Below are 25,667 nucleotides of genomic sequence, written 5' to 3'. Positions count from 1 at the left end.
AGCAATGCCCGGCGATTCCTTTGCCGTCGGCCAAGGAAGTCAGTATCAGTGCTTCGTGCGATTCGCATCCGGCGCGAGGATCGCCACATTGCCATGCGGGCGCAGCAGCGCCGTGAACTCTTCCGCAGGCACCGGACGGCTGAATAGATAGCCCTGCAGCTCGTCGCATCCCAGCTTGCGCAGCTTGTTCAGCTGTTCGATGGTCTCCACGCCCTCGACCGTCACCCGCAGGTTCAGCTCCTGGGCGATTGCGATCACCGCGCTCACGATGGCGCGGTCCGAACCGTCATCCGGCAGTCCTGAGACAAAGGAACGATCGACCTTCAGGGCATCGATGGGCAGCCGCTTCAGATAGCCAAGGCTGGAATAGCCAGTGCCAAAATCGTCGACGGCGACTTTGGCACCGACTGCGCGGATCTTGTGCAGGGCTTCGGTCGCTGTAACCGGGTCATGCATCAATGCTCCTTCGGTGATTTCGAGCTCCAGTTGAGAGATCGAAATTTCGTGGGTGCGAGCGATATCGATGATCTTGGGGATGAGTGCCGAATCGGCAAACTGGCGCGGTGACAAATTGACGGCCATGCTGAAGTGCCCGGTAAATACCCTGTTCCACTGCTCAAGCTGGGCACAGGCGGTTTTCAGCACCCACTCGCCGATCGCCACGATCAGTCCGGTCTCTTCCGCGAGAGGGATGAACTCCACCGGCGATACCATGCCCAACTCGGCACTGTTCCAGCGCACGAGCGCTTCCGCGCCAGTTATCCGGCAAGTCGATGCGCTGATCTTGGGCTGATAGTACAAAACCAGCTCGCCTTTTTCGATCGCGTTCTTCAGCAGGTTCTGCATGCGCAGTTTCGCCGCGGCAGATTCATTCATTTCGCAGGAATAGAAGCAGTAGCCGGGCAGCCTGGTCGCCTTGGCGTGGTACATGGCCACATCGGCATGCTGGATCAGGGTGTCGATATCGCTGCCATGCTCGGGGAAGATGGCGATACCCATGCTGGCCGAGATGAGGAATTCATGCCCGTCCACGTCTATCGGATTGCGCAGGATCTCTTGAACCTTCACTGCCAGCTTCACGAAATCCTGTCGCTTGGCTCTTCCTTCGACAAGGATGATGAATTCATCCCCGCCCAGCCTGCCGGCAGTGGCGCCGTCACAGAGAGAAGAGAAAAGCGCACCAGCAGCCCGTATCAACACTTTGTCGCCGAGCGGGTGCCCGTAGCTGTCGTTGATCTGCTTGAAGCCGTCCAGGTCGAGCAGGATGACGCCGACGCTTCCTTGCGCTTGCTGTTCGTCTTCAATCATCTGAGAGAGCTTTTCCCGTATCCCGTACCGATTCGGCAAGCCCGTCAATGAATCGTGTGTGGCGAGCACTTGCAGGCGCTGCTGTTCCTCCTGGATTTGTTCCGCCATGCTGTCAAAGGCGCTGGCCAGTTCTGCCAGCTCGCCGGTCGCATTCACCGGGCCTACGCGTGCAGCCAGATTCCCGCCTTTGAGCGCGGTGGCCGCGAGCCAGATGGCGTGAATAGGCCGGAGCACCATGCGCGTGCTCACCAGCCAGGCGAGCAAGATCGCAAGAAGAATGACGCCGGCGGTGATGGAAAACAGCCGTGCGTCCTCCCATATCGCCTGCTGCATCGCGGGTCGGATTGGCGTGCCCACGCGAAGGCGCAGGCTGCCTTCTGGCGCCACGAGCAGCGGGACATAGGCGGTGGCGCGGAGGATGCCATCGCGCCATGCCTCTTGGCGGACGACATCTTCGTGGTCGGTGAGCAGGGGCCGCACCGCGTTCCAGTCCAGGACCTTCATTCCGACAGGTGCTCCGGCTTGCGGTATCGCGGCAATGATCGTCCCGGCGTCATCCACGATCTGGGCAGTCGTGCCTGCTGGCACCGGGTATTGCTCTGCCGCTCGGTTGAGCAGTGTCTGCAACCATTCGGCATCAAGCCCCAAGTTCACCACGTACCTGATGTCGCCGTTTGCGCTCAGGACCGGGCGCGAGAAGATGAGCGCCGGCTTCTTCGCCATCCGGGCCATCAATAGAGTGCTGATGGTGTATTCCTTCTTCTGCAAGACGCGCTGGAAGTAGTCGCGATCGAGGAGATTAATGGGTTCGTCTGGTAGCGGGGCAGGGCAGACACGGTTCCCATCCGGCGTGAAGACCGCGAAGCTCGAGAAATACGGCTGGACCCGTAGCACCGGGTTCGTGACAGCAAGAAGCGGCTCGCAATTCTCGGGCGCAGCCATCTCTGGTAACTGGCTGAGCGTAAGGAGAAAATCTCTTGGAGCCGGGAGAACTTCCTTGGGGTAGGAAGCGAGTTTCAACCCCATGGCGGTCGTGCCACCGTAAATCCGGGCGAGGGCGTCACGTTGGTTTGTCAGGTTGTGGACGACGAGCAGGATCGCCAGCGGCGCGATAGTCAGCACTATCAGCAGCACCATCGCAGCTCGTAAATCGATCTTTCGTTTCCGCATCTGTCGCATTCACTGCAACCGGCAAACTCGGTCAATAGGTCACATTTTGGCGCAACTGATGAGGCGAGACATCTGCGCCCTTGAGAAATTGGCAATGCGATTGCGCACACGCAAGGCGGTCCGTAGCTTACCCGACTCCTGTACCAGGTTCCATTTCGCTGTTTGGCATTTCCATGGGCATGTGAACGCGGCAATGCCGCTATTTCAAACAAACAGGTTCGATGAACTCCCGCTCGGGATACGTCGCGCCTCTTGCCCATGAAGGAAAAGAAGATGGTGATTTGGCCCCAGGAAGTCAGCAGCAAGGATGTGGAGTGGAGAAGTGCTTGTGCATTGATGCAGGTGCTGGCGCTGGACCCGCGCCGAGAGTCGCTACGCGGTGGACGCGGATGGCCGGTGCGCCGGTATTTCGATTCCGCTGACGACTACCTGCAGCGACCGATGATCTACGTCGACAAGCAGCGGGTACCGGCGCCGTACTACCAGTACAGCCTGCGCTTCAACGTGTCGGCATCGGTGCACGGACAGATCCCGGTCGACGACGAGCAACAGCTCGCCGAATTCCGGACGGTCGTGAATGCAGCGCTCAGCGGGCCGCTTACTGTTGCGGAACGCCGGCAATGGGAAAACGAGGAGGCGCAGCGTACCCATACCTCGCAACGAGAGCCGGTCGAAGAACTCGGCGGGGAAGCGGTCCCCACCGACAGGTATTCGGCCATGTGCTTCTACGATGCCGTTAGGGCTTCGTTCGAAACCTCGCGAAGAAGTGGGGTGGACCACGACGACATCCTCAACGAGCTCGTGCAGCTCGGCACCCGCCGTATGCCGATATCCGCGAGCACCTTTGCCTAACCCAAACCTGCCCCGCGCATCCTCAAGGATGCCGGGGCGTTTATTTTTTGGTGAAGCGTTCCCGTAGATTCTCACCAAGGAGGATTCTTATCCCTTGCCATGCGGCCGCTGCATATGCCTGGTGATCGATGTTGGCCATATCCATAGGCACAGCAAACCCGCGAAGGCGGAATTTCAATCACCACGTGGAGAGGAACACATGGACGAACAAGGAAACAAGAGCCAGGAAGCACAGCAGGATACGCTGGCGCGCACGTACTATCAGCACAAGCAGCATGGCGGGCTCTACGAGGCGCGGACCGAAGCGGATGGCCGCATCAACATCTGGCCGCAAGGCGGTGGCTTCAGCGGCATGCTGTCGGCCGAGGAGTTCGCAGCGCAGTTCGAGGTTGCACCGCCACCTGTGATGCGTCGTGGCACGGTGACGGCGGACTTTCTCGATGATGGTCAGGTCTTTTCCTGCTACAGCGATGGATCGCGGTGGAACGGCTGGGGCATGCCGTTGTTCGACAAGGACACGGCGCTGAAAGTCGCGGAAGCAATCCCCGGTATCACGTTCAACGAAGCCACCGGCGTATTCGTCGTGCAGTTCGAAGGCGAGGAGCCGGAGGAGCATCACCCGCAAACGATTGTCTGCGACGGCCAGCCCGTTGTGGTCTACCAGATCGGCGGCGGCTGGACTTGGGATCAGGTGGTGTTCCCCGATTCGTCTGACGCCGCAACTAACGAAGGCAAATAGCCTTTCGCATTCATCATCAATCACCGGCCCGGCTTCTCTTGTGAGAGCCGGGTTTTTCTTTGGATGCCGGCGCAACAAGAAGCGACTCCATTTCCATGTGAGCCATTTCCTCCTATCACAGATAACCCGTAAGGAGATTGATATGGCAGTTGCAGCTGTAGTTGTCGCAGTACGCGATCATAACGATGACCATGAAGTCGGTGGGCAAGACCTGCCCGCTACCGTCATCCTCAAAACCGACACTGAGGATACGGCCGCGGTCGCTGACATGGTAAGGGAAGGGCTTGGCTCGTTTGGCCGGATCACGGCGTTTGGCGTTCGTGTGGAAGCGGCAGGATGCGTTCGATTCAAGACGTTCGATGCGGTCGACATCGGCGAGCAGTTCACCTGGTGCGGTTCGGTGAATGTCGAACGGATAGCGCATCACGCCAAGGCGAAAATCCATAACGTCATCGAACGCGGCGCGCGCCTGGCCCTGCTGGCGCTTCAACCATCTAGCGCGGGAGAGCAGCATCTTGCCGATCGCACCGGTGCGCCGATCAAGGTCGGAAGCTGGTGCCGCTTCTATCTCGCCAGTTCCTTCCGCAGCGGCATCGCGTGGGTCGATAACATCTCGGATCATCCTCAGCGACCGATCGGTATCCGCTGGATTGGCGACACCGGGAATTATTCGCTCGGTGCAATGCCGTCGGAACTGGAAATCCGCTCGGACCTTCCATGCTGAACCCGCAAACCATGCCCCCGAACACGCTTTCGGGGGCATTTTTTTGCCGCACGAACGTGCTTCCTCTTTCTTGTGATGCATCTCTGACTGTTGCCAACGGCCGGTATCAGGCCATTTATTTCAAACCGCAAGTGCACTAACCGTTCAGGGAAGCGCTTCACCAAGGAGTCATCATCATGAGTAATGTCATAGCAAAGCCCGCGCAGCACATGTCGTTCATCGAGTTTGCCGGGGAAGTGCAGATCACCCGGTTGTTCCAGCATGGACGCCATTGGGAAATCTTCCTCAATGGCGCGAGTCTCGGCTATGGGGATGGAAGCCAGGAAGAGGCGCTAGCGCAGGTGCATCAGCGCGAGGTGAATAATGCGCTGTATGCCAACTCGCCGGACGCACCCGACTGGATGGAGGCGGCAATGCCGACGCCGGAAGTGCTGGCCGAGTATCCGCAGATCGCCGCGCGCTTTCCCGGCGTCGTGGCCAACGGCAGCAGCAAGACTGCCGATCCGAAGGAGATCCCGCTCTCGCACGAGCAGTTCAATGCCTACATCGAGAAGTCCTTCTTCGCGATGGATGACTGCCTTCGTCAGCGCATTGCGATACCGTCCGGCCATGCCTGGCTTCGCATCGGCCAGCCGCTACGGTGGAACATGAACGATCCGCTTCGCTCCTCCTTGTCCGGTGCTTCGCTCTTCATCGGGCTGGTGCCGGCAAACGCGCAGGATGAGCACCAGTTCTCAGTCGAGATCCGGTATTTCTGGCAGCGTCGCACTTTGCAACGCCCGGGAAAGGCTGAAGTCTTCGGCGAGGACCGGCACCGCGCGATCGTCTGGGTCGAGCAGGGCAGGCCGTTCGCCGGCATGCAGAAAAGCTTGCTGGCGCAGTCGGCCTCGTTCTTCTATGCGGACACCATCGCCGCGCTCGCGGATGAGGTCGCTGCAGCGGTCAATGTGGCGCTGGCCAACGCAGTCGAAACGCAGTCCGAGGTCTCCGCTGCCGTCGTCTAACTTGTCGTTCCCGCCCCTTGTCTCTCGGAAGAGAACAAGGGGCTCTTTCTTATGCCAAAGCCTAAACTGCTTCTGTTTCCGTGTGCCGCATTCCAAGAGCATCAAGTCAACCCGTTTCGGGCCGTAAACCCTTAGGCATCTCTATGCCCCTGAATGGAATCCATGATGAAACTTGTCCTCTTAACGCTTTTTGCAGCGGTGTACTACGGCGCATGGTCGCTCTACCAGCACCACCAGGAGGTATGGGCCGTTGTCGTTTTCGTGCCCTGTACCTTCGTGGTGTTTCCGCTGCTGTGGGCGCTGTTTTCCAACGGTCTCACGGCGCCGGTCGAAATGACCCCTGCGGTTCAGGTGGCTTCACCCGAAGCGGCGTATGACGATGTCATCGCTGATACGACTGAGAAGGCCGACACTGGTGCCGCACCGACCGATGCTCAGGCGTTCCCTGATATCGCAGATAACGAAGCTGCCACGCCCGACTCTCCGGAGCAACCAACGCCTCCCCAGGCCTCCAGCGCGGACGATCCGCATCCAAGGCAAGCGTCCCTGTTCTGACGCGCAGCCTATCAACCAACCACAGCCCGGCAACTCCTCATCCAGGAGTGCCGGGCTTTTTCATGCCGCCGGCGGCAAGCGTAGCGTTGTCTTTTCATGTGGCGCATCTCGGAGGGTCACGCAAATTCGACCCATCCATTACCACAGGAGCCCCAACATGAAAATTTCACGAAATACCGCGCTGTTCTCCGTCGCGATGCTGGCGGCGGTCCCGCTTGCACTCGGCATCGCATGGGAGGCGGATGCCAAGCATCGCGCCTGGCTGAATGATCCCCGGCCAGCCGAGGAAACGGTGATGTGCGCCGATGCACAGGAGGCATTGCTGGCCAACCCATTGCAGCGCCAGAACATCGATATGCACGATCCCGGCTCGTTTCGCTGGTCCGTCATGAAATTGCACGAGCAGCTGGTGAAGCTTTGCAAGTAGCAACGTGCACAGGCCCTCATTCTCTTTCGGTAGAGATGAGGGCCTTTTTTTTCTGAAATTTTTGAGGAGCAGTGAGCTGCAGCGGCTCAGACGGCGCGCAGCGCCGGTCGATGCGGCGGTCGCTCAGCGCTGGCAGGCTCGCCTGACGTGTGAGCGGCCGCGCGCCTCGGATCGAGGTCGCCGATCTCGCCTTCCAGCAGCTGGACGAACACCGTGCCTTCATGCAGCGGGCCGCGCCGCTTCACGACTTGCACTTCCACGCCCGCGGGAGCTGCTTGCAGCAGGAGGCGTAAAGGGGAGGGGGACGGATTCTGTTGCGCGGTGGCGGGGCGCACCAGCCAGAACACGGTGTCCGATGCCTGCGCTGCGAGTTGCAGGCGGCGTAGCGCCTCGGGCTTGACGTCTTTCTGCCACAGGATCGCCGCGCCGCAGCTGCCATTGTGAAGCACCTGTTCCGCCGCCCATAGCGCGTCCGAGGTCCGGGTCGCGTTCAGAAGCAACAGCTGCTCGGCATCGATGTCCCATCCGCTCCAGGTTGCGATGTGCGGCGTGAAAGGCGGCGCCAGCAGCGCCACGCGCCGGGTTTTGGCCAGCGCCGCAAGGGCGGGGCGCAACAATCGCATCTCGCCAATGCCATGTTTCTGGAGCAGCAGCTCGGTCAATGTCGAGTGCGGCCAGCCGCCATCGGGCAGCTCCGCATCCAGCGCAGCGAAACCCGTGCTGAGCGTGCGGCTTGGCGCATGGCCCAACTGGTTGGCTTGCCATACCGCTTGCGCCATATGCTGATCCAGCGCATCGACGATGGATGTTATTTTTTTGTTCGGTAAAGCCATGACAGAGCCTGCCGCGATGACATGCAGCATCTTAACTGTATATGCATACAGCATAGAGGCAAGGCAAGCCGGTGTAAAGCGTCGGCCACCGCGCCCGCTCCCCATTCGGGACGAGTGCTTGGGGAATGACCGAAGCGTTCAAAATTTTGAAAAATCTTGAGGTGAGCGCGAGTTCTCTATAAACTTTCTGTTAGGTAGTGGCTCATTCCAAAAAAAGCCCCGCGAGCCGCCACAGCTCACAGGGCTTTGGAACGTCAACACCAGAATGTCAGCACAGCCAAGATGACTGCCTTGTCGATGCTGATGTGACAACTGAAGCGACCAAGCTTGATCTTTACCGTCATCGCTCACCCCTCCTTTCCGGGGTGAAGATTTCGGCAAAAAGCGGCACCCGAACTGTCCAGGTCCCGGGTGCCGTTTCTCTTTTTACCGACACCCCTTTCGCCTTTCGACGACGCGCTGCTCTGCGCTTGATTGCAGGCAACGGAATCTATTTTACTGGCGCTTTGTAGGGTTATCCACAGGCAGCGCGCGAATGCGCAAGAATTTTGCGGGAACGTGATGTGAATTCAGCCACCCGTGAGTTTGTGCGGGCAGCCCCGCTTACCCGCGTAAGGAAGCCTTTCACTCCCTTCAACATAATTCATAAACGATTATGAGATATGTTGGTCGAGGGCCTTATGGGTCCTGTCTCAGCTTCAGCAATTTGTGATGCGCGGGGCAGCAGCACGCACCTGGTTGCGCCCGCCCTCCTTGGCGGTGTAGAGCGCCGTATCGGCCGCATCGACCAACGATTGCGCGGAGGAAGAATCGAGACCGGGACCGCAAGCTGCGGCACCGACGCTCACCGTCACCATCCCGATCGGACTGCCCACATGCAGCATCTCCAAAGCATGGATGGCGATTCGGAACCGTTCGCCCATCGCGATCGCGCCGGCTTCATCCGTATCGGGAAGCAACACGGCGAGTTCTTCTCCGCCATAACGCACCGCCACATCGCCTGGCCGGCTCCCGGTGCGCAGCAATGCGTCGCCGATCTGGCGCAGACAGGCATCGCCGGCCGGATGGCCGTACTCGTCGTTGTAGCGCTTGAAGCAGTCGACGTCGATCAGCAGCAGCGCCAGCGACGTACCGCCGCGCACCGCCCGCGCAAATTCTTCGGCCAGCGCGGTGTCGAACAGGCGCCGGTTGCCCAAGCCGGTCAGGGCGTCTTGCAGAGAGAGGCGCTCCAGCGTTTTGTTCGTTACCTCAAGTGCGGCCTTGGCCTGTCGCAGCTCCTCCTGCGCCCGTTCACGTTCATCGATGAGCCGGATGAGCCGATAGCCCACCACGCACAGCACCGCCAGCACGACTGCTTCGATGGCCGTGGTGCGTTGCTTGTCTTCGCGCCAGTGCGCCAGCACATCGTCGACAGCCAGGGCGCTGGAAACGATGACGGGATAGTCCGCTAGCCGCTGGTAGTTGTATAGCCGCTCCTTCCCATCCAGCACCGCGGTCAGCACCGTGCTTCCCTGCTCGCCCGTTCTAAGGTAAGCGCGGTAAAGCCGACCCTTGCTGAGGTCGGCTCCGATGAGCGCCGGGTCGTAGGGACGACGCACGATGACCGTGCCGTTATCCATCATCAGGAGAATGGCGCCGTTCGAGCCAATGTCGAACGTGTTCTGATACTGCGCGAAATAGTCGATTTCGATGGTGGCCACGGCTACGCCGGCGAAGGAGCCGTCAGGATGGTTGATGCGGCGCGACACCGGCAAGACCCACTGCCCGGAGGTCACGCTGCGCACCGGCTCGCTGACGTGGGCGGTCGCGTCCCCGTGGCTGGCGTGGTAGCGAAAATACTCCCGGCGGGGTATCGCGAATTTGCCAGTGATGACCGTACGGGATGTCGCCAGGCCTCGACCTTGGCTGTCATAGATCGACACGGTATTTAAAGCCGGGAACCTGACGACTGTGCGCTGCAGCAGCGTTTTGATGTTCGGCTTGGCAGCTTCATCCATGCCGTCGTTTTCCAACGCTTCAACCACGCCCACCAGGGCGATATCGGCGGCCTGAATGGTGTCGTTGGCGTGCTGGGTCAAGGCGCGCGTCATGTTTATCGTGGTCACGCGGGCGCTGTCCAGGCAATCTTGACGCGCCTGCCAGACGCTCCAGCCTTCGGCGCCGACGAAAGAGAGGATTACCAGCGCAACGAAGGCGAAAGCCACCGCCCGGACGGTCCTGGGCCGGAGGTGATGGGTACGCCGGAGCAGCTTGCGCAGGCGCGACAGGGAACCATGCATGTTGAAAAGAGCGGTTAGGGCAGGCACAACATAATGCAATCTCATAGTCGATTATGACTTCTTCCAGGAGGCAACTGAGCAAAATCAAACTTTTTGCAGGCATGCCTTTTTTGCCTGCAAAGCCCCTTTACGCTGAGTCGAGATAGCAGAACCGATCAGAAAAAGAGGGAATCGATGGCGCTGCATGCCCGGTACGCCGATGTGCGCCGCAACGACAAGCGGGTTCAGGTGAAGTTTCTTCGCCACGATTTGCTCTGGAAAACCGATACGCCGCTGACCTCGCCCTATACCGGCAAAGAGATTGCTGGACTCCCTCTGCGCGTGGATGGCAAACCGCTCGTTGTCGGGCCGAGCATCCTCGACATGATGGTGCGAAGCGTGCGGCCGAAAAAGGCCCTGCCGGGACGCGTGCAAGCGCAGGTTCCCGCGGGAGCGCCGGGCGCGGCGATCTGGGAAGTGCGGGATCCACGGACCCTGTGGCGCGATCCGAACGAGCCGCCGCGGCCTCCGAAAGAAGTGGACGACATGATGCGCGATCGCATTCCGGACCACCCGTTCAAGCTGGCGTTGGCAGCGGGTGGGAGTTTTCTGGAAGAGCGCGATGACTTTATCCTCGTGCAGAAGACAACCACGGTGACGCTTGGTGAAGTCGCCTTCAAACTGGCCATCGGCATGGAAGGCAGCCTCGATGCGGCATACCTCTGGATTTCCCGCATCGCCGCGCAGGAGTGGACCGATGACCTGCAACGGGCACACACCCTATGGCAGCACCTCCAGGCGGCTGACGGCGCACTGATCGAGGACAGCCAGATTGCTGCGTTGCGGCCGCTCTCCAGCGTCTCGCAGGAAGTCGAGCGCCAGATCCTGGAGCGCGCGTGCGGCTGGCTGGGCGTGTCCGACGTGGTATCCCGGCGCAAGACCGGCAGGCCAAGCCGGGCGGGCGATGAGGGAAAAATCATCGCCATCACGATTAATGCGGCCAACCAACTCTTCGGCAAGCTGAAGAAAGACTTTCTTGGCCATGCCGCCGACACCGATCTGGCGGACATCGGCCTCATCCAGCTGATCGCGCTGCTTGGCGCGCTGCGCACAAGTGAACTGGACGTCGATGCCGATCTGCTGGAAGCCTATCTCGATGTGATGGCGCCGGACTGGCGGGAGCAGGCAGCCGCTTCCGCCGCCGGCGACGAGCAGGGCGAAGCCGTCACGCCGGACCCGTACGAGGTGCTGGGCGTGGCGCCGGATGCGCAAATGGACGAGATCACCAAGGCCTACCGGCGAATCATGCAAAAGGTCCATCCGGATGTCGCCAACTTCAGCGGCTGGTTCGCCCGTGTGGCCAGCGCTGCCTATCGCACCATCCGCCAGCAAAGAGGGGAACCATGAGCCGATCCAACGAACCGCCGAAACCGCCGGCGCGCATCGGCAAACCGTCCGGGCCCGCTAAGAACGGAACCGCACTGGATCGCATCCGGGCGGCGAAGCCGGCAAAGCCCCTGGCATCAGGGCTGGCGAAAGGCGATCTGCTGCATGCCGCGCTTGCGCCATCGCAGCGCCCCCGGCTGGTCTTCGCATTCGATGCCACCGCCAGCCGCGAATCCGAATGGGATACGGCCCGTCAGGTCACCGATGGCCTATTCTCCGCCTTGCCTGGTCAACTGGATGTGGCGCTGGCGGTGCACGGCGGTGGAAGGGTGCATACGTTCACCGAGTTTTCGTCGGATAGCGCGCTGTTCCGGGACAAGGCGGCGTCGGTCCACTGCCAGGCCGGGCCGACAATGCTGGTGCCGCTGATGGAAAAAGTACGCTCACAAACCGGCGTGAAAGTGCTGATCTACATCGGCGACTGTTTCGAAGAGGATGCCGACGCCGCATTCGCCGCGGCTGACGCGCTACGGCTGCGCGGCGTGAAGGCGATCATGTTTCACGACGCTTCCAGCGGCGATCACCGTGCCCGCACCGTGTTCGAGGAGATTGCGCGGCGCACGGGCGGCGCATGCCTGGATTTTAATGGGGTGCGTCACGACGACCTGCGCGACATCCTGCAAGCGATTGCCGTGCTCGCGTATGGCGGCGTGAAGATGCTCGAGCAAAGGAAGGCGCAGCTTCCCGGCGCGCGCCGGCTGCTTCCCTTTCTCGGTTAACCGGGAAAACACGCGGGTGGCATTCGGCCGCTGCTACTCCTGACCATTCGATTCAGACCCACCAGACGGCGTCTCATCCGCTTTCTCTTTCGGCAGGCCCTGCTGCGGGCTGATGCGGAACTTCTTGCGGCGATCGCCCAATTGCCGGCGCAGTTCGGCCACCGGCAAGTCAGACACTTCGTGCATGCGGATCAGAAGCGACGCGCCCACCGGCATGCGGCGATGGCGAATCTTGCTGATGACCGGCGGGGCGACTTCCAGCGCACGCGACAGCGCGGCGTCGTTCTTCAATCCCAGTCTCTTGATCAAGAAGTCCAGCAGGTTGTCCGGATTGAAGTGGTCAGGCGCAGGGCTTTCATCTGATACATCCATTACGTTCCTCTGAAAAAATCATTGGCAAATATACATGCGTTTGACTGCGCTCGATTGCCATAGCGCAAATCGCCGGCCATTTCCCCCGCATTGTGTCCCCGCTTCCGTCCGTTCCTTTCTCCACGGTTATCACCGCGTGTTTCGCATCCCCAAGAGCAACGCGTAATCCGGCATCCGCCGGTACTCAACGACTAACTGATTGGAGAATTGAAATGACTCATCCCTCTTTGGTGTCCCTCAGCCTGATTTCCATGGGCCGTAACCCGCGCACCTACTTCGACCCGGCAGAAATGGCGGAACTCGAAGCGTCGGTGGCAGCGCAAGGCGTGATCCAGCCCATTTTGGTTCGTCCTTTCGGGGATGCGTACCAACTGGTGGCTGGCGAACGCCGCTATCGCGCCGCAAAAAAGGTCAAGGGTGACGACTACGAAATCCCGGTACTGGTCAAGGATATGACCGACGCCGAGGCTGACGAAGTCGCCCTGATCGAAAACGTGCAGCGTGCGCAGATGTCGCCGACCGAGGAAGCTGTCGCAGCCGCCCGCGTGTTGGGAAGCTGTGCCGGTGACCACGACGAGGCAGCCAAGCGTCTGGGCTGGTCCCGCGCCACGCTGATCAAGCGGCTGGCGCTGACCAACTGTTCGGAAGCGGTTCGCACCGCCCTGAACGAGCGCAAGATCCAGCTCGGTCATGCGGAGCTGCTCGCAGCAGCCGAAAAGGCGGTGCAGGACAAGGCGCTATCGGCCATCCTCGAGCACAACCTGACGGTCGCGGCGGTCAAGCAGCAGCTGCAAAGCATCTCCAAGAGCATGGCAGCGGCGATCTTCGACAAGTCGGACTGCGCTGGCTGCCAGCACAACTCCGACAACCAGCAAGCGCTCTTCGGCGAAGCGGTCAGTACAGGCTCCTGCACCAACGGCGCTTGTTATACCGAGAAAACCGAAGCGGAACTGATCAAGAGGAAGGAGTCGCTCGCCGACGAATTCCCCGAAGTCAGGATTGTGCGACCGGGCGACCAGTACACGATCATCAAGCTGGTTGCTGAAGGCGCTACCGGTGTGGGTGAGGAACAGGCGAAAGCCTGCCGCGCCTGCAAGAACTACGGTGCCGCAGTCAGCGCCATACCGGATGCCATGGGGAAGATGTACAAGAACCAGTGCTTCGATACGGCGTGCAACAGCAAGATGGTCGCCAAGCGCATCGCGGCGGAAAAAGCAGCGGAAAAGGCGGCGGCTCCGGCAACGGAGAAGCAACCGGCAACCGCAGCGCAGTCCTCGGCCAGCACGGCGAAGACCACCGCAGCAGCAACGACCGCTTCCACGACGAAGACGACGACTGCGCCGACCACGGTGCAGGACTCGAATCGCGTCAAGGAATACCGGGTCAAGCAATGGCGCACCTTCACCAAGAAGGAGCTGATGCAAAACCCGGAGAAGAACCTGCTGGTGATGCTGTCGATGGCGGCGACCGGTGAATTCCGGCACGTCAGCAGCGGCAAGCTCTCCGAAGCCCTCGGCAAGATGAGCGGCACTAAAGAAAGCTTCTCGTGCATGGGTTTGACCAAGGCGATCGATGCCGCGGGCACGCTCTCGGAGGAGTATCGCAAGATGATGACGATGGGAATCGCTGCCTCGGCGATGGATGCCATCGAAGAGCGGCGCCTGGTCGAAATCATGCAGTTCCTGGAACTGGACCTGAAAAATCACTGGCAGTTGAACAGTGAGTTTCTGGACCTGCTCACCAAGAGCGAAATCGAGGTGCTGTGTGAAGAAATCGGCCTGAAGGCGGTCCTTGGAAAGAACTTCTCCAAGGTGCTCGGCCAGAAGAAAGACGACATCATCAAAGCCCTGCTGAAGGTGGAAGGTTTCGAGTACAAGGGACGCGTTCCCCGCTCGATGCAATACACCAAGTAACAACCGGGAACGGCAGCCGCCGTTCTCGTTTCCCCTCTCTCCAATGCCCATCCGGGCGCAACGCAATTCAATCCAAAGGAAATCCCATGTTTGTCGCACTCAAGCAGCTGCTGTCCCAAAGCCCGTCCCTGACCATGAGCATTACCGGCCAGGGAAACGACCTGACCGTGGTCGTGATGCCCAAGCCCACCGCAGGCGACTGCGCGGCACTGGCGCAGCCGCTGAAGCTCACCGGCACCGCCGAGGAGCTGGATGCGGGTTTTGTGGAGGCGCTCGCGCAGTTCTCGACCAAGCGTCTTTCGGTCGTGGAACAAGTGGAAGCCACCACGGCAGTCCTGGAAGCGGGCCGCAAGGAATCCGCAGCCAAGGCCGCCAGCGCCATCAAGAAGGGAGCGAAGACCAGCACCGCATCAGCGCCGGCTTCCACCAGCGACGACGATGACGGGCAGGACGACACCCAGAGCACTGCCACCAGCGATGGTGCAGCGCCCGCAGCAACGGCCGATGTTGGCCAATCCGCAATCAACATTTTTGCTTAACAGAGGAAACCACGATGTCTCTCCAAGTCCAAACCCTGACCCGCGTATTTGCCTACAACGGAACGGAACTCCCGTGCCCGGGAAACAACCTCAGCGTCGACGAAGTGCGTGACATTTACTCTGCCACGTTTCCCGAGTTGACCAATGCCACCGTCGAAGGACCTGATAACAAGGGCGACAAGCTCGTGTACAAGTTCGTCAAGACAGCTGGTGCAAAGGGCTAAGCAGTATGGCTCTCATCGATGATTGGGTTCGTCAGAAGATCGACGACGCAAACAACGCGAAGGGGGGCCGTGCTGCTCCCCTTTTTTCTTTTGATCACAAGGAAATGTCGTTATGTTCAAAGGCTACGAAAGCAGTTATGTCCCCCAACAAGGGTCCGGCATTGCAGCCACAACCGCAGTTCCTGCCCCCTTTCTTCTGAACCTGCCACGGCTCGCGCCAACGGTACCGCAGTTCTTCACGCAGGCGACGCATCCTTCGATCGTTCAGTTGGCCCGGCAGCTCAACGCCATCGGTGTCATCCACGACAGTGACCTCCAGCCGGAGGAAACCATCGAGGGCGTCATCAAGAAGGCAATCGGCCGCGGCATCGAGGAAGTTCTCGGCAAGCTCAGCATGATCGAGCTGTCGGTGGACATCAACGATGGCGAGATCGATGAGTACTCTGAGCTAAGCGAAGAGTGCGGAGACAAGCCCGCGGCGGGCCGCTTCCACTTCACGGTGGATGTCGGCGCGATCCCAACGGCTTATATCGGCGAGCGCATCCTGGCGCTGGAAGCAATGCGTCCGGGGCTGGGTGAAACGGTGTACGCCGTGCTGCAGTGGGCCGGGTACGGAAGCATGCTCCTGTTCACGTTCCAGCATGTGTTCGAAAACCTGCCGTTTCTCTACCACTTCGATGAGCGGGAAGACGAGGAAACGGAAGAGGGCGAAGGTGACGACGATGCCGACTCCGATGCCGATTCCGAGTTCGAAGGAATGCCGACGAAGAAGCAACTGCTGGAAGGCCTGCCGCAATGGGTCGGTTCACCGGAACTGAAGCTCACGCCGGCGCAACTGAAACGGATGATCGGTCAGGCTTCGACGCCCGATTGGGCCAAGGAGATCCTGCGATCGACGCTGGCAATTGCCGACCTGTGGGAAGAAGGCGCCTATAAGCTGGGCGAGTTCACCTACCGTGACCAGGAGCCGGTGTACACGCTGGCGGTAGTGCGGTTTAACGAGCAGGACACGATGGGAAGAATCCTCGACGATTACTTCTACATGGCCAATGCTTCAAGCGATTCCTATACGCAGTCCTCGCATTTCGAGCTCGTCGGCCACGACGATATCGAGTGCTTCCGGAGATGGTGGAAGGGAATCCTGAACGGCTTCCGGCTTGTCAGGCACATCGACACGCTGCTGCATCAACTCTGTAACGGCACTTTTCGCCATGGTGGTTAGCTGGCGCCGCTGTACCCTCGACGCTCGCCAAGCCTTCCTTCAACTTCACCCCAAGCCCTCGGTCAACCCGAGGGCTTTTTCTTTGGTTGGGCTGGATACATGAGGGTGCAGCAGTAGGCGCTAACTCTACTTTCGGACGGACATATCAGGGAGAACATCCGGTTCTAGCGTCTGTAGCTGACGCGCCGCGGAGCGGATTATAGCGACAAGAAAAAAGCCCGCGCATGGCGGGCTGGATGGTGCGGCTGCGTGGATCAGGTGGCGTCGCGCTTGGCGAACTTGCGGCGCGATGCGGCCAAGCCGAGAAGGCCAAGACCGATGATGGCAACCGAACCAGGTTCAGGCACGTCGCTGCCTTGGGCCGGTGCGCCAGCCGTGGCGATGTTGAGTACCAGGGACGCATTACTGTTCTGCGCTTTGGCTGCGGAGAAGTCAATGGTGATGCTATGAGCGGTGAAGCTGAAGTTGTCTACGACACTGCCTTCGAACTTCGGGCTATTCGACCCGAGCGACAAGCCAGTGATCACGTCATCGAAACCGCTGAAGACGTATTTGCCGAGATTGGCAAAGGTGTAGTTGGAATTTGGCACACCCGGAGCGGTGATGGTCAGCGTGCTCAAGTCGAAATTGAAGTTCAGTAGCCCGTTGACAGCAGTGAACTCAGGGATGCTGCCGGTGCTGATGACCGCAGACGCCTTGTCCAGCGAAGTACCGGTCGCGGTGATGGTGTCACCGATCAGCGAAGCATGCGCGCCAGTGGAAAAGCCTACGGCGGCCACGAGACCTGCGAAAACCAGTTTTTTGAATGCGTTCATTGAAGCTCTCCAAGTAATTTGCTTTCTCTTTCCTATGCGAAAAGCATGCCAGAAAGTAAATATTTATTTAAATCAATGATTTGGAGAAACTCTTTTCGATGCATGTTGCGGCAGTGTAAATATTTCCGACAGAGAACTTTCTTCCGTCATCCCGCTAAAGCTGCCATCGCGAAGGGATGGCGCTTGCCCGCCTTGTCTTAGCGCTCCCTCTTATCGCCCGGCGTTTCCCATTTCCCCTGTACCTGGTCTATCCGCTCTTTCGCGGAACTCTCTTCAACGCTTTTCTCTGAAAGGTCATCACATGGATGTCAATCTGTATCAAACCACGCCGACATACTCGCTGCTGCACGCGATCCTGATGTATGGCTCGGGCTCCGGCAGCGTCGATCTGGTCACCATCAACAACGTTGTCCAGACCGAGGCCGGTCCGGTCATCGGCGAAGGTCGGGCGGCAACCAAGGCCGGGCTGCTGGATATGCTCGACTGCGTCAAGGAAGCCGTGCGCAAACCGCTCGAGCTGCTGCACCCGAATGTCATCGCGCAAAACGATGGCTGCATGGTGTGGTGGGAAGAAGCGGCGTCGCGGCGCATCGTCTTCCATTCGAAGGAGATCGGCAAACGGGCCGCAGTCGTATCGCATCCGCCGTTGCTGTTCGCCGTGAATGACGGGAGCTGGTACGTCTTTGCTCTCGCGGAAAACAAGCGGCCAACCGCCGACACGGTGCTTCACGTTGCTCCGTACTTCAACGTCTGGAGCGGCGGCTTGATCTGTACCGGGTCGACGAAAACACCCACACGGGAAGACGCGAACAACCCGGATCGCTGGACTCATGCGTTTTTCGAGTCCGCCTTCACCCATCCCAACATCCACGAAAAGAACAAGCTGGTCCTCTGGGAAACCGGTTGCTATGCGTTCTGGCGCGACGTGTTGGATGGGAAGTTCTCTGCATTCCCTAATGAAGTCCTGGTGAGCATGAACGTCACCGTGAAATCCCTGTTAACGAAACTCAAATAAGGAAATCCCATCATGCTTAACCGTATCGATGCAGCACTCCAGTCGGCTACCCCGACTGTCATGGTGCCTCGCCATGAACCGTTCGTCCCGATGGCGCACACTGGCCATCGCTTTCTGGCAGCGGCCGACGGCCTCTGGCTCGAAGCCCGCCGCGCATGGCTGTATTTGCGCTGGAAGCTGGCCAAGCAGTCGCAGGTGGCCATGCCGTACGGCGCGATCGAGCCTGTTGTCCAGGTGCAGAAAGTGCCGGGGCATTTGGTGGAAGACTTCATCGCGTTTGCGAAGGAAGTGTGTCCGCTGGAATGCGCCGCGTGGATCGTCTGGAATGCCGTCACCAACCAGTGCAAGCTGGTGAAGATGGTGCCAACGTCGGTGTCCAATGCCTCGGTGCAGTTCGTCCGGCCGGCGCTGGCGGAAAACGAGCACCTGGTTGTCGATTTGCACTCGCACGGTCGCATCCCGGCGTTCTTCTCTTCTGAGGACAACCGGGATGACTGCGGCGAGTTCAAGGTCGCCGGCGTCTTTGGTCGGGTCGACGGCGAGCTCGAATGCCGCTTCCGTCTGTGCGCCAATGGTCTGTACATCGACATGGGCAAACGCTGGGAGGGGAAATAATGGCTAGCCATCAGTTCCATCCCGACCTGCTCAGGCGTCAGGTCCGCGTCGCCGTCATCGGCGCCGGCGGCACTGGCTCGCAGTTGATGAACAACCTGGCACGGCTGCATCTGGCGCTGCTGGCGCTCGGTCATCCGGGCGGTCTGCATGTCACCCTTTGGGATGACGATGTGGTCAGCGCAGCGAACGTTGGACGGCAGTCGTTCTATCCGGTCGATATCGGTGCGGCGAAAGCCTCCACCATCGTCAACCGGCTGAACCTCGGCTTTCAGTTGAACTGGTCGAGCAGGGTGCGGCGCATCGATGCTGGTAGCGACCTTGACCGGGCCGACATCATCATCGGCTGCGTCGACAACCGCAAAGCCCGACTGGCCATCCTGAAGGCGGCGGATCGTAACCGGGTGCTGTACTGGCTCGATTGCGGCAACCGGCTCGGTGACGGGCAGGTGGTACTGGGCGAAGTCTGCCCGCTACGCGCCAAGCAGCGAAAGGAACTGCGCCTGCCGCATGCGGCCGACCTGTATCCGGAGCTGATCGATCCGTCGCTGGATGCTGAAGACGATGTGCCCAGCTGCTCGTTGGCTGATGCCCTCGAAAAGCAGGCGCTGTTCATCAACACTTTGGTGGCGATGTTTGCCTGTAACGTCCTGACCGAGCTTTTCCGGCATGGACAAATCACGTACCACGGCGTGTTCGTGAACCTGAAGTCGGGGAGGACCTCCCCGCTGCAGGTGAGCGAAGACGTGTGGAAGCGATTCGGCTATGCGGTACCAGCCGCAAAGAAAAGGGCTCCCCGAGCCAAGAAGAAGCCGCAAGGCCAGCCGGCGGAGGCGTGATACCAGCCTCTTCCAGCCAGCCATGCAGCTCCAACCTACCCAGCCCCGGTTCGATTCGTCGACCGGGGTTTTTCTTTTTCGTGTTCGCCCTATCAAAGCCGGACGGCAACCAGAAATTACTGTCGAGTTTGATGAAATGCAAATTGCTTGCGCAAAACATGTGTCGGAGCAATTTACAGATTTAATATTCTTGCATATTGCTAACAGGCTAGTGGACTGTATTTCATGAAACTTTTCCGGGTGGCACAGAACTTGATTAAGCATTGCTAGGCATAACAATTACTCAACGGTAATTGGCTGCAAATTGAGCGGTAAACCCCTTACAGACTGTGCGTGCAAAGCTAACCAAATATCCCCGGAGGTAGCATGAAAAAGTTCATTCAGAAAAGCGTACTGGCAGCAGCGGTAACCGGTGCAATGGCCCTGGCGAGCTCGGCCGCAATGGCGCAGACCTTCCCTGACTTCACGGTCAACGAAGGCTCGGTCGCCGGCGCCACTGCGAATACCTTCACCGCCGATAAAGTCACCGGCAATTACACCGAAGTCATCTCGTTTGGCGCAAACAACTCCTTCAATGTGTCGCTGCTGTGGAATGCCGGCCAGTTCGTGGCCAATAACGGCACCAGCCCGGTCGCTACCCAACTGGGCCAGAGCGGCTCGACGATCGCGCAGCAATATGGCCTGTACGCGCTGTACACCGGCAGCGGCACCTACAACACTGGCGCCGATGGCAAGACGGTCTTCAACTTCACGCCGGGTGGCGCGCTGTCCGTGTACATCGATCCGAACACGAACACGACCTTTGGCCAGCCGTCGAACGGCTCGACCGCCTGGACCACCGGCAGCAGCAGCGACGATTACCTGATCGCCACCGGCACGCCGAAATCTGGCCAGGGCACCCTGGACCCGACGCTGTCGACCTGCGGCAGCAGCAACGGCATCAACTGCGGCAGCTTCGGCTCCTCGACCAGCTTCGCGCTGACCGCACAAGGCAGCCAGTACTTCACCTCGCCGAACCCGTTCTACAACGTGTCGTTCCAGTCCGGCCAGTTCAACAACATCCCGCTGACCGGTACGCAAACCGTCAATGGTTCGATGGACGTCACCTTCGGCAATGCCGTGCCGGAACCCGCCAGCGTCGCCCTGGTCGGTCTGGGCCTGATGGGTCTGGGCCTGTCCCGCCGCAGGAAGCAAGCGTAAGTTCACCCGCGGCTCTTTCGAGAGCCAGTAACACGGCGCCCGGCGAAGACAGTCCCCGGGCGCTTTTTTTAGGTTCATCACCGATTTCCGGGGAACGCTGCGCGGATTTTCAGGAAGAAGTAATAGTCATCACGGTAGCCGTAGGCCATACGCTTGATTACTTTGATCCGATTGTTGATCCCTTCCACCAGATTTGTGCCCAACGGCCAACGCGTGTGCGCCAGAATGCCGGCCAGGTATGGCTTCAACCGCCGCGCAAATTGACAGAGAGGCCCGATCCCGCTGCTGATGGCGCGCTCGTACCAGTCTTCCCAGAAGCGCATCGCATATCCTCTGTGCCGGTAGTTCCATAAGGCTTTCAGGTCGTCTTTCAGTACGTAGACCGTCATCAGTGCCTGATTGGCCGCGAGCAGCTCATTGAGCCGGATCTGGTCATTCTCTCGGATGACGTTCTCGCGATTGCGTAGCAACAGCCAGCGGGACGACTTCACCACCTTGCGAGCAGCGCGGTCGCCACGTAGGCGATTCGCTTCGTCCACCCGTACGCGGTCGATGACCTCGCGACCGTATTTGGCGACAACGTGGAATAGGTCATAGACGATCTCGGCCTGTGGGCAATGCATACGCACTTCCAGATCGTATGCAGTGTTCATGTCCATGACTGCAGCTCGCAGCTGAGCACAGCCTTGCGCGCCAAGCAGCTCAAAGAACGGGCGGATCTCCTCACGCGAACGGCCTCGCCCGACCCATAGCACCCGCTTGCTGGCCGGTTCCACAATGCCCGTGGCATAGCGGTGCCCTTTCTGGATAGCGAACTCATCCATGGCGATGATTGTTACGCCGCTCAAATCGACCGGTCCGAGTTCGCGTTCCAGCGTCCGTAAGTCGATGCGCTTCACGGCCGTCCAGGACAGGCGATAGAACTCGGCGACATGGCGTACTGACATGACCTTGCACAGCCGAGCGACGCTCGCTGCCAGCCGCGTTGTTACCCGTGCATAGGGAGCGAGCCAGTCCAGCCGCTCCAACCGTGGTCCGCAATGCCCGCAAGCCATGCGGAGCCGGGTGACGACCAGTTCAACAGGCACTTCGAACACCGGCAGATCGCGCACCCGCCGTTCAGTCTTGTCATGAACCGCATTGACGCGCCGGCCACAGCCACTGCAACAGCGACGTGAGCGAGTCTTTGGCTCAAGTCGCATGACGCACCAACGCTGTCCAGAGCGGGTTTCCTCCCAACTATCCCGTAAGAGATAGCCTTCCCAGCAGCCAAGCTGCGCAGTTATATCGCGTAATGCCAACTTCTACCTTCCATCCATTATTATTGCGTTATTACAATAACAGTGGACTGGATTGAGGCTTTGGCAGAATTCACTTTCCGACCGGGTCCGGCCATGACCGGACTTTCATAGGGCAAGGCGAATACGCCCGCTTTCACGCTACGAGCAGATATTCAGTTTTGAGAAAGCCGAGTGCCTAAAGCACTCACGTCTTCGAAGTGCATGTTCCAGGAGCTTCTTTGATGGCTAGCCAAACGGTGACAGTTTCTTGGGTATCGCACGCCAAGCCAGTGCCTTTTGTACTTTTTGAGCTAAATCGTGCAATTGAAAGGGTTTGCGCAAGACCATCTCGGAATCAGTCACAGCAGTAATGGCGTGCAGATCAGCATAGCCTGTTGCGATGATTACCGGCAGATCCGGATATACTCTACGAGCGCGCTTTACCAATTCTGCACCTGTCATATTTGGCATCAAGAAGTCGGTAATCAATAAATCGGGCTTGACGGATTCAATGCTGTCGAGCCCCGCTTGGGCATCCTCCGCATGCGCGACCTGGTACCCAAGAATTTCCAAACTTTCGACCATAAACTGTCGAACACGCACGTCATCCTCAACCACCAGAATGCATATGCGTTGATCATTATGGTCGACGTTTACATCACCCCGCAGTACCGGCTCCGCCATGTCTTCAGGTTGAGCAAACGGCAGCCAGATCTCCACTGTTGTGCCGACGCCGACTTCACTCCGGATTTTTACAGTACCACCTGACTGCTGGGCAATTCCATACACCTGGCTCAACCCCAGCCCCGTTCCCTTTCCGTGCGGCTTCGTCGTGAAAAATGGATTGAAGACCTTGCCAATTATTTCCGGGTTGATTCCTTCTCCAGTGTCTGTTACTGAAATCACCGCATAGTCTCGACCAGACGTTAAGTCGACAGTGGCAGGCTTTTTTGCGGTACCGATGATCACCGTGCCGGTATCGCGCATCGCATCCTTGGCGTTGATTGCCAAATTGAGCACTGCCAACTCGATCTGATGCGGATCTGCTTTAACGGGCGAAAGGTCTGCTGCCAATTCCAACCGAACTTGCACGTTGGAACCAAGGGACGAAGACAGCAAATCTTCCACGCCTTCCAAGGACATATTCAGGTCGAACGATTTCAGATTGAGGGGCTGCGCACGCGAAAACGCCAGTAACTGACCTGTCAATTTTGCGCCTTGACCTGCCGCCTTTCGAATCGTATTTACCATCCGCTTTATACGATCATTACCTGTAAGCAAATCAATTAGGTCGGCGTTACCCTGAATGATGCTCAACAGATTGTTAAAATCATGAGAGATCCCACTGGTAAGATGGCCCAAGGCTTCCATCTTTTGCGTTTGCACCAGGGCGATTTGCGCACGCTCACGCTCGGCCATTTCCTGCATTAATCGGTTATTTGCCTGTGCAAGCTCTGTCGTGCGTTCGGCGATGCGACTTTCAAGGGTCTCGTTGAGACGGATACGTTCCTGGAGATCGGCACGGGCCTGGTATTGTCGCCTGCGCGCACGCAGTGTCGATGCTGCGGCGGTACGCAAAGTGTCGGCATTGATAGGGCGCTCAAGCAAAATGACATTGCCTAACTTTTGGATCACGGCGTTCGAACCCGGTCCGGCTTTGCCATTCCTCGGAGACATCAAGACGACAAATGGGAAATCCGACCACGATGGCTGCCGCGCCAGCGTATCGACCAACGGTTCGATGTCAATGCCGTGCAGGGCTTCTTCCACAATCAGTGCAGCTCCAGTCGGCGATTCGAGCTGCTGCAACAACTCGTTGTAGTCAACGCATACTGTGCAATAAGTACCGACCCTGTTCAAAACCTGTTCGATGACCTGCGCATCCCTACCTTGTGGGGCCAAGATGAGGATGCGCTCCTCATCCTTATGCTCCCGTAACATTGTTTTCTTTCTGCACACTCATCATTGGCGTTTCGCCACGATATGTCGGCAGGCCTGTCAACACTCCCTCAAAACCTTCAAGTGCCGCGCCGATCTCAATGCCCTTGGCAGCAAAACGCAACTCATGGATTGATTGTGCGTGGTCATTAGTGCGACTTTTTATAACAGTAATGGCCCGGCGCATAAGTCCGTTAGCTTCGAAGAAGCGAAGCAGCACAGTCGCGTCGCTAAGGTAACTGAGGTCAACTTCGCTGCGCACCTCGCCGATTAGACCGTGCTGACCCAGTACCAAAACAGTCGTAATGCCTTGTTGATTTAAGTACGCCAGCAATTCGTGCATTTGCAACGTCAGATACTTTTCTCCGGGCATCGCCTGCAAATAAGCGTTCAGACTGTCAATAACGATAAAGCTCACACCAATGTTTTCAACCGAATCGCGCAGCATATGGGCAAACTCACCAGGCGCCAGCTCGGCTGGATCAATATGTTTGATCAGCAATTCACCGCTATCAATGTAGGGGCGAATATTCATTCCAAGCGCTGCACTGCGTGCAAACAACGTACCGAGTCCCTCGTCAAACAGATAAAGGGCAGCACGTTCGCCACGTTCGAGAGCTGCTAAGACCGCCTGTATGGAAAGCGTCGTTTTACCGATGCCTGACGGTCCTACAAACAGCGTGCTTGTACCTGGCACCAGTCCTCCACCTAAGAGTTCGTCCAATCCCGAGGAGCCGGTAGAGCGTATTACTGGAGAGAAGTCCCTTCCATGTTCAGCAGCAATAAGGCGCGGAAATACCATAATTCCACCGGTATCAAGAATGAAGTCATGATAGCCACCGCGGAACTTGATGCCCCGCATTTTCACGACATTCAGGCGTCGCCGCTCTTTGCCAAATTCTTGTGCCAATTGCTCTAGTGTAATCACGCCGTGTGCGATGCTGTGCAGTTGCTGGTCACCCGGCTCCGCTGTTTTGTCGTCCAGCAAAATAACAGTACATTTTCGAGTAGAGAAATAATTCTTAATCGCTAAAATCTGACGGCGGTAGCGTAATGGATTTTGTGCCAAAAGGCGCATTTCGGACAAGCTATCGAATACGACACGCGCCGGACTTACCCGGTCCACCTCGTTCATAATGCTCTTCGTCGTTTCGCCGAGTTCGAGTTCCGACGGATGCAGAATTGACTGTTCAGAATCGGGATCAAGACCCACGTCATTGACAAGCTGAAATAAAGACAAGTTGTCAATCGACCACCCATGGCTGTCAGCGATCTCTTGCAATTCTTCCGCAGTTTCGGACAAGGTGATGTACAGGCCTTTTTCGCCGTTTCGAACGCCTTCCATAAGGAACTGAAGGGCCAATGTCGTTTTGCCGGCGCCCGGAGAGCCTTCTACCAAATACACGCGGTTTTGCGACAATCCGCCGCATAAAATGTCGTCCAGTCCTGGCACGCCGGTGCGAACGCGAGGGGATGTTTTGACATTTTTTTCAGAATGCAAGCGGTTACTCATGGGTGATCTTATTTTCCAAAGGGCAATATCAGATCCGAAGCAGAAAGCAAACGGAAAAGAGCGTCAAGCGGTAGATTGTAGCCGGAGTTAGCCGGTCAGCTAGTACACGACCGGCATCCGCTTCGCGCTGCGTAAAAGACCTTGAGAATG

At 58.6% G+C, this 25,667-nt stretch carries 24 protein-coding genes; 16 read left to right on the top strand and 8 right to left on the bottom strand.

What is annotated here, in order from left to right; genetic code table 11:
- Positions 1-45: 45 nt before the first annotated feature.
- Positions 46-2,445: a bifunctional diguanylate cyclase/phosphodiesterase gene (locus JJB74_RS25175; protein WP_200596654.1), complete on the bottom strand. Its 2,400-nt coding sequence runs from the start codon at positions 2,443-2,445 to the stop codon at positions 46-48.
- Positions 2,446-2,751: 306 nt separating this feature from the next.
- Here JJB74_RS25175 and JJB74_RS25170 point away from each other — a divergent pair, with 306 nt between their 5' ends.
- The 6 genes from JJB74_RS25170 (at position 2,752) to JJB74_RS25145 (ending at position 6,779) form a co-directional block, all read left to right on the top strand.
- Positions 2,752-3,330, top strand: coding sequence for a hypothetical protein (locus JJB74_RS25170; protein WP_200596652.1), 579 nt, complete (start codon positions 2,752-2,754; stop codon positions 3,328-3,330).
- A gap of 199 nt (positions 3,331-3,529) precedes the next feature.
- A complete protein-coding gene (locus tag JJB74_RS25165; protein ID WP_200596649.1) occupies positions 3,530-4,069 on the top strand; it encodes a hypothetical protein in 540 nt (179 codons plus the stop codon).
- A 97-nt stretch (positions 4,070-4,166) separates the two neighbouring features.
- On the top strand, positions 4,167-4,793 hold the full coding sequence (locus JJB74_RS25160) for a hypothetical protein (RefSeq protein ID WP_200596648.1): 627 nt from the start codon (positions 4,167-4,169) through the stop codon (positions 4,791-4,793).
- Between the two features lie 176 nt (positions 4,794-4,969).
- Complete coding sequence (locus JJB74_RS25155) at positions 4,970-5,797, top strand: hypothetical protein (protein WP_200596645.1); 828 nt, start codon at positions 4,970-4,972, stop codon at positions 5,795-5,797.
- A 162-nt stretch (positions 5,798-5,959) separates the two neighbouring features.
- Positions 5,960-6,352, top strand: a complete 393-nt coding sequence (locus JJB74_RS25150) for a hypothetical protein (protein ID WP_200596642.1) — start codon at positions 5,960-5,962, stop codon at positions 6,350-6,352.
- Between the two features lie 157 nt (positions 6,353-6,509).
- On the top strand, positions 6,510-6,779 hold the full coding sequence (locus JJB74_RS25145; protein WP_200596640.1) for a hypothetical protein: 270 nt from the start codon (positions 6,510-6,512) through the stop codon (positions 6,777-6,779).
- A gap of 86 nt (positions 6,780-6,865) precedes the next feature.
- On the opposite strand, the gene imuA is transcribed toward JJB74_RS25145, so the two are convergent.
- Both imuA and JJB74_RS25135 read right to left on the bottom strand, forming a co-directional pair.
- Positions 6,866-7,612 carry a translesion DNA synthesis-associated protein ImuA gene (gene imuA / locus JJB74_RS25140; protein ID WP_200596638.1) on the bottom strand — a complete coding sequence of 249 codons (747 nt, stop codon included), beginning with the start codon at positions 7,610-7,612 and terminating at the stop codon, positions 6,866-6,868.
- Between the two features lie 698 nt (positions 7,613-8,310).
- The gene (locus tag JJB74_RS25135; protein ID WP_200596635.1) at positions 8,311-9,816 is read right to left on the bottom strand and encodes a sensor domain-containing diguanylate cyclase; all 1,506 of its coding nucleotides are present in this window, start codon (positions 9,814-9,816) and stop codon (positions 8,311-8,313) included.
- 249 nt (positions 9,817-10,065) lie between these two features.
- Here JJB74_RS25135 and JJB74_RS33995 point away from each other — a divergent pair, with 249 nt between their 5' ends.
- Both JJB74_RS33995 and JJB74_RS25125 read left to right on the top strand, forming a co-directional pair.
- Complete coding sequence (locus JJB74_RS33995) at positions 10,066-11,277, top strand: J domain-containing protein (protein WP_325170172.1); 1,212 nt, start codon at positions 10,066-10,068, stop codon at positions 11,275-11,277.
- Positions 11,274-12,035, top strand: a complete 762-nt coding sequence (locus tag JJB74_RS25125) for a hypothetical protein (RefSeq protein WP_200596632.1) — start codon at positions 11,274-11,276, stop codon at positions 12,033-12,035. Before JJB74_RS33995 ends, JJB74_RS25125 begins: the two co-directional genes overlap by 4 nt.
- Before the next feature lie 33 nt (positions 12,036-12,068).
- On the opposite strand, the gene JJB74_RS25120 is transcribed toward JJB74_RS25125, so the two are convergent.
- Positions 12,069-12,407, bottom strand: a complete 339-nt coding sequence (locus tag JJB74_RS25120) for a hypothetical protein (RefSeq protein ID WP_200596629.1) — start codon at positions 12,405-12,407, stop codon at positions 12,069-12,071.
- A gap of 92 nt (positions 12,408-12,499) precedes the next feature.
- Here JJB74_RS25120 and JJB74_RS25115 point away from each other — a divergent pair, with 92 nt between their 5' ends.
- The 4 genes from JJB74_RS25115 to JJB74_RS25100 all read left to right on the top strand — a co-directional run bounded on the left by JJB74_RS25115 (position 12,500) and on the right by JJB74_RS25100 (position 16,305).
- Positions 12,500-14,320 carry a PRTRC system ParB family protein gene (locus JJB74_RS25115; RefSeq protein WP_325170171.1) on the top strand — a complete coding sequence of 607 codons (1,821 nt, stop codon included), beginning with the start codon at positions 12,500-12,502 and terminating at the stop codon, positions 14,318-14,320.
- An 86-nt stretch (positions 14,321-14,406) separates the two neighbouring features.
- Positions 14,407-14,859 (top strand): PRTRC system protein E, encoded by a 453-nt coding sequence (locus JJB74_RS25110; RefSeq protein ID WP_200596626.1) that lies wholly within the window; start codon positions 14,407-14,409, stop codon positions 14,857-14,859.
- Positions 14,860-14,873: 14 nt separating this feature from the next.
- The gene (locus JJB74_RS25105) at positions 14,874-15,083 is read left to right on the top strand and encodes a PRTRC system protein C (protein WP_200596623.1); all 210 of its coding nucleotides are present in this window, start codon (positions 14,874-14,876) and stop codon (positions 15,081-15,083) included.
- 112 nt (positions 15,084-15,195) lie between these two features.
- Positions 15,196-16,305 (top strand): PRTRC system protein F, encoded by a 1,110-nt coding sequence (locus tag JJB74_RS25100; RefSeq protein WP_200596621.1) that lies wholly within the window; start codon positions 15,196-15,198, stop codon positions 16,303-16,305.
- A 254-nt stretch (positions 16,306-16,559) separates the two neighbouring features.
- Here the strand turns inward: JJB74_RS25100 and JJB74_RS25095 are convergent, their stop codons facing one another.
- A complete protein-coding gene (locus JJB74_RS25095; protein ID WP_200596618.1) occupies positions 16,560-17,120 on the bottom strand; it encodes a PEP-CTERM sorting domain-containing protein in 561 nt (186 codons plus the stop codon).
- Between the two features lie 301 nt (positions 17,121-17,421).
- Between JJB74_RS25095 and JJB74_RS25090 the strand changes: the two genes are divergently transcribed.
- The 4 genes from JJB74_RS25090 (at position 17,422) to pepA (ending at position 20,786) form a co-directional block, all read left to right on the top strand.
- The gene (locus JJB74_RS25090) at positions 17,422-18,135 is read left to right on the top strand and encodes a PRTRC system protein B (RefSeq protein ID WP_200596615.1); all 714 of its coding nucleotides are present in this window, start codon (positions 17,422-17,424) and stop codon (positions 18,133-18,135) included.
- Positions 18,136-18,147: 12 nt separating this feature from the next.
- Positions 18,148-18,750, top strand: a complete 603-nt coding sequence (locus JJB74_RS25085) for a PRTRC system protein A (RefSeq protein ID WP_200596612.1) — start codon at positions 18,148-18,150, stop codon at positions 18,748-18,750.
- Positions 18,750-19,586 (top strand): PRTRC system ThiF family protein, encoded by an 837-nt coding sequence (locus JJB74_RS25080; RefSeq protein ID WP_200596610.1) that lies wholly within the window; start codon positions 18,750-18,752, stop codon positions 19,584-19,586. Before JJB74_RS25085 ends, JJB74_RS25080 begins: the two co-directional genes overlap by 1 nt.
- Before the next feature lie 366 nt (positions 19,587-19,952).
- Positions 19,953-20,786 (top strand): flocculation-associated PEP-CTERM protein PepA, encoded by an 834-nt coding sequence (pepA, locus tag JJB74_RS25075; RefSeq protein WP_200596607.1) that lies wholly within the window; start codon positions 19,953-19,955, stop codon positions 20,784-20,786.
- A 77-nt stretch (positions 20,787-20,863) separates the two neighbouring features.
- On the opposite strand, the gene JJB74_RS25070 is transcribed toward pepA, so the two are convergent.
- The 3 genes from JJB74_RS25070 to JJB74_RS25060 all read right to left on the bottom strand — a co-directional run bounded on the left by JJB74_RS25070 (position 20,864) and on the right by JJB74_RS25060 (position 25,517).
- Positions 20,864-22,087, bottom strand: a complete 1,224-nt coding sequence (locus JJB74_RS25070; protein WP_200596604.1) for an ISL3 family transposase — start codon at positions 22,085-22,087, stop codon at positions 20,864-20,866.
- A 225-nt stretch (positions 22,088-22,312) separates the two neighbouring features.
- Entirely contained in the window at positions 22,313-24,007 is a 1,695-nt protein-coding gene (locus JJB74_RS25065) for an ATP-binding protein (protein WP_200596601.1), read from the bottom strand.
- On the bottom strand, positions 23,991-25,517 hold the full coding sequence (locus JJB74_RS25060) for an ATPase domain-containing protein (RefSeq protein WP_200596599.1): 1,527 nt from the start codon (positions 25,515-25,517) through the stop codon (positions 23,991-23,993). Before JJB74_RS25060 ends, JJB74_RS25065 begins: the two co-directional genes overlap by 17 nt.
- Positions 25,518-25,667 lie beyond the last annotated feature (150 nt).

The sequence above is a fragment of the Noviherbaspirillum pedocola genome (assembly GCF_016632335.1).
GTDB classification, from domain to species: domain Bacteria; phylum Pseudomonadota; class Gammaproteobacteria; order Burkholderiales; family Burkholderiaceae_D; genus Noviherbaspirillum_A; species Noviherbaspirillum_A pedocola.
Note: the sequence above shows the minus strand (reverse complement) of the source record. Positions and strands in the feature narration are given on the sequence as shown.